This window comes from Flavobacterium xizangense, from assembly GCF_054075145.1.
Genome location: NZ_JBSIPG010000035.1, coordinates 1 through 416 on the forward strand (window position 1 = coordinate 1; position 416 = coordinate 416).

Below are 416 nucleotides of genomic sequence, written 5' to 3' on the forward strand. Positions count from 1 at the left end.
AACATAAAATAGGCCGTATCAATATCTCCTAAAATCACATTGCTGTATTTTAGCATTTCTGGCATTACTTCACTTGGCGTTTTGCCATATTGCCACAATTTTGATCTGTAGTTCAAATCACAAGAAATTGTTATTCCTTTTTTGTGAGCGACTTTAATTGCTTCCAGACAAGCTTCGGCAGCACTTTCAGAAATTGCTGGTGTAATTCCGCTCCAATGAAACCATTCGGCACCATCCAAAACTCTATCCCAATCAACATTTCCTTTTTGAATAGTTGCCATCGAGCTGTGTGCACGATCATACACCACATTGCTTCCACGCGTTCCTGCTCCTGTTTCAAGAAAATAAATACCTAAACGGTCTCCTCCATAAACAATGTTTTTAGATTCGACATTCATTTTTCGGATTTCTTTTAA

Annotated in this window: 1 pseudogene; it reads right to left on the bottom strand. The window is 38.0% G+C overall.

Features of this window, described 5'->3' with window-relative positions:
- A pseudogene (locus tag ACWA1B_RS22390) lies at positions 1-416 on the bottom strand (sugar kinase); the annotation flags it as partial.